Annotated in this window: 4 protein-coding genes; 2 read left to right on the top strand and 2 right to left on the bottom strand. The window is 72.9% G+C overall.

Translation table 11 applies throughout. From position 1 onward, the window contains the following. Positions 1–21: 21 nt before the first annotated feature. Complete coding sequence (locus ACWGIU_RS33160) at positions 22–741, bottom strand: helical backbone metal receptor (RefSeq protein WP_453711812.1); 720 nt, start codon at positions 739–741, stop codon at positions 22–24. Positions 742–746: 5 nt separating this feature from the next. Then, on the bottom strand, positions 747–1,361 hold the full coding sequence (locus ACWGIU_RS33155) for a helix-turn-helix domain-containing protein (protein ID WP_453711814.1): 615 nt from the start codon (positions 1,359–1,361) through the stop codon (positions 747–749). A 233-nt stretch (positions 1,362–1,594) separates the two neighbouring features. Here ACWGIU_RS33155 and ACWGIU_RS33150 point away from each other — a divergent pair, with 233 nt between their 5' ends. Then, on the top strand, positions 1,595–2,500 hold the full coding sequence (locus tag ACWGIU_RS33150; protein ID WP_453711813.1) for a 5'-3' exonuclease: 906 nt from the start codon (positions 1,595–1,597) through the stop codon (positions 2,498–2,500). Positions 2,501–2,548: 48 nt separating this feature from the next. Then, positions 2,549–3,388 carry a siderophore-interacting protein gene (locus ACWGIU_RS33145; protein ID WP_453711811.1) on the top strand — a complete coding sequence of 280 codons (840 nt, stop codon included), beginning with the start codon at positions 2,549–2,551 and terminating at the stop codon, positions 3,386–3,388. Positions 3,389–3,440 lie beyond the last annotated feature (52 nt).

Genomic DNA, 3,440 nt, shown 5'->3' with positions numbered 1-3,440 from the left:
GCGTCGGTCAGCGCGCGTCGGTCAGCGCGCGCCGCGCAGCTGCGCGCCCAGCACCGCCGGTGCCTCGGCCAGCGAGGGCCCGTACCAGGTCAGGTGCCGGCCGCTGAGCAGGGCGGCGGGCAGGTCCGGGAACACCTCCGGGCCGTCCTCGCGCGTGAAGCGGTACGGCTCGTCCGGGAGGACCACCAGGTCGCAGCCGGCCGCCGCGAGTTCCGCCGCCGGGATCCGCGGATACCGCTCCGCGTGCCCGGCGTAGACGTTGCGCACACCGAGCCGGGCCAGCAGGTCCCCGGCGAAGGTGTCCCGGCCCAGCACCATCCACGGCCGCCGCCAGATCGGCACGAAGGCGGTGAGCGGGTCGGCCGGTTCCACGCGGGCCCACGCGCGCTCCGCGTCCGCCAGCCACCCCGGCCTCGCCAGTCCCAGCGCCCCCACGAGCACCCGGTCCAGCTCCCGCAGCGCCTGCGGCAGCTCCCGTACCTCGGTGACCAGCACCTCGACCCCGGCCGCGCGGAGCGCGTCCAGGTCGGGGGCCCGGTTCTCCTCCTCGTTGGCGATCACCAGGTCCGGCCGGAGCTCCGTGATCCGCCGTACGTCGGGGTTCTTCGTCCCCCCGATGCGCACCGCCTCGCCGAGGTCCGTGGGGTGCGTGCACCAGTCGGTGACGCCGACCAGCAGCCGCGGCGCGCTCACGGCCACCGCCTCGGTCAGCGAGGGGACGAGCGAGACGACCCGCCGCACGCCGCTCAGTGTCCCGGCGACGGGGGCTCGGAGGTCGCGTGGATGTGCTCGCCCACCGCGACGACCAGGATCCGGGTGTCCTCGGTGACCGCCCGCCAGCGGTGGCGCACACCGCCGGACAGGAACAGGGCGTCCCCGCTCTCCAGCCGGTACGCCCGCCCTTCCGCTTCGACCTGACAGGCGCCCGCGACCACGTACATCAGTTCGTCGTTGCGGTGCTGGTACTCACGTCCGGCGTCCTGATCCCCGGTGAACTCCATCACGTGCAGCTGGTGGTGTCCGCGCACCAGGGGCCGGACACCCGGGAACGGGGTGAGCTGGGAGGCGTCACCGGCCCGTACGAGGTCCACGGTGCGCGCCGTGTCGGAGGCGGCCAGCAGCTCGACGGCCGTGGTCTCCAGCGCGTCCGCGACCCGCTCCAGGGAGCGCATGCTGGGCCGGGCCCGCTCGTTCTCTATCTGACTCAGGAAGGGCACCGACAGGCCGCTGCGCGCCGACACGGCGGCCAGCGTGAGATGGAGCGCGCGGCGCCGCTTGCGCACGGCCACGCCCACCCGGAGCGGCTCCTTGCCGTCCTTTTCCCTGCTCTTGTCGTCCCTGTCGTTCAGCTTGCCGTCCATGCCATCGGTGCCGTCGCTGCCGTCCCTGGCGTTCATGTCGGGGCTGCCCTCCCCATGTCCGTCGCACATCGGTGTGCTGTAAGCACCTTACGCAGCAACCGCCTCCGGTTTCGCCTGCACGGGTTTTCCCGTACCCGTGCGATCACTGTCCGTCGCGACGCGAGGTGTCCGGGCGCCAGGACATCCCCGGGGTGCGTTGCGGCATCATCGACTCCGTGACGACACGACGCCTGATGCTCCTGGACACCGCCTCCCTCTACTACCGCGCCTACTTCGGTGTGCCGGAGTCGGTGAAGGCCCCCGACGGCACTCCGGTCAACGCCGTGCGCGGGCTGCTCGACTTCATCGGGCGGCTCGTCCAGGACCACCGGCCGGACGATCTGGTGGCGTGCATGGACGCCGACTGGCGGCCGCACTGGCGGGTGGAGCTGATCCCCTCATACAAGGCGCACCGGGTGGCCGAGGAGACCGAGGCCGGCCCCGACGTGGAGGAGACCCCCGACACGCTCGCCCCACAGGTGCCGATCATCGAGGCGGCGCTGGACGCGTTCGGCATCGCCCGGGTCGGGGTCGCCGGGTACGAGGCGGACGACGTGATCGGCACGCTCACCGCCCGCGCGAGCGGCCAGGTGGACATCGTCACCGGCGACCGGGACCTGTACCAGCTGGTGGACGACGCCCGGCAGCGGCGGGTGCTGTACCCGCTCAAGGGCGTGGGCAGCCTGCAGGTGACCGACGAGGCGTGGCTCCGTGACAAGTACGGGGTGGACGGCCCCGGTTACGCGGATCTGGCGCTGCTGCGGGGCGACCCGAGCGACGGCCTGCCGGGCGTCCCCGGCATCGGCGAGAAGACGGCCGCCAGACTCCTGGACGCCTACGGCACCCTGGCCGGGATCATCGCGGCGATCGACGACCCGAAGTCGAAGCTGACCCCGGCCCAGCGCAAGCGGCTCGACGAGTCCCGTCCCTATCTGGCGGTGGCGCCGAAGGTGGTCCAAGTGGCCTCGGACGTACCGCTGCCGGCGTTCGACCCGACCCTTCCCAAGGCCCCCGCGCAGCCCGAACTGGTGGATGCGCTGGCCCATCGGTGGGGTCTGGGTGGCGCAGTCGCTCGCCTGAGCAGTGTGCTGCGCCCATGAGGTGATAACTTAGGTAAGGCTAAGTTTCATGGAGTCAGGGGAGTCACCGTGGCAGAAGGACGCGCCCGCACCGTCGGCACCGCCGTCGTCGTACGCACCGAGCGGCTGTCGCCGCACATGGTGCGGCTCGTGCTGGGTGGTGAGGGCCTCCGGGAGTTCGGCGGGGGCGGGTACACCGACCAGTACGTGAAGCTGCTGTTCGCCCCGGTGGGCGTCAGCTACCCCGCCCCGTGGGACCTGGACCGGATCCGCGCGGACTTCCCCCGGGCGCAGTGGCCGCGCCAGCGCGCGTACACCGTGCGGAACTGGGACCCCGCGCACCTGGAGCTGACCCTCGACTTCGTCGTCCACGGCGACGAGGGCCTGGCCGGCCCCTGGGCGGCGCGGGTGCAGCCGGGCGAACTCGTACGCTTCCTCGGCCCGGGCGGTGCCTACGCCCCGGACCCGGCGGCCGGCTGGCACCTGCTGGTGGGCGACGAGAGCGCCCTGCCGGCGATCGCCGCCGCGATGGAGCGCATGCCGGCGGGCGCGCGGGTCCGCGCCGTCGTGGAGATCGACGGCCCGGCCGACGAGCTGAAGGTCGCCACCCCGGACGGCATCGCGCCGATCTGGCTGCACCGCGGCGACCGCCCGGTGGGCGAGGCGCTGGTGGAGGCCGTCACCTCCATGGAGTTCCCCTCCACGGACGTCCATGCCTTCGTCCACGGTGAGGCCGGCTTCGTCAAGGATCTGCGCCGCCACCTCCGCATGGAGCGCGGCATCCCGCGCGAGCGCCTGTCGATCTCGGGCTACTGGCGCCTGGGCGAGACGGACGAGGGCTGGCGTGCGATCAAGCGTGACTGGAACGCCTCGGTGGAGGCCGAACAGGAACACCGCGCAGCCGCGTAAAAGTTTCCCCCACTCCGGCGGGCCCCGTCCCCGCCGGCGTTCTCCTTCAAGC

This window comes from Streptomyces sp. NPDC054840 (genome assembly GCF_053611065.1).
This window is presented reverse-complemented; position numbering and strand designations above follow the sequence as displayed.

Excerpts from the sequence above, each read along its gene's own strand:
- ACWGIU_RS33155 (WP_453711814.1), bottom strand. The coding sequence starts at position 1,361 with ATGGACGGCAAGCTGAACGACAGGGACGACAAGAGCAGGGAAAAGGAC.
- ACWGIU_RS33150 (WP_453711813.1), top strand. The coding sequence starts at position 1,595 with ATGCTCCTGGACACCGCCTCCCTCTACTACCGCGCCTACTTCGGTGTG.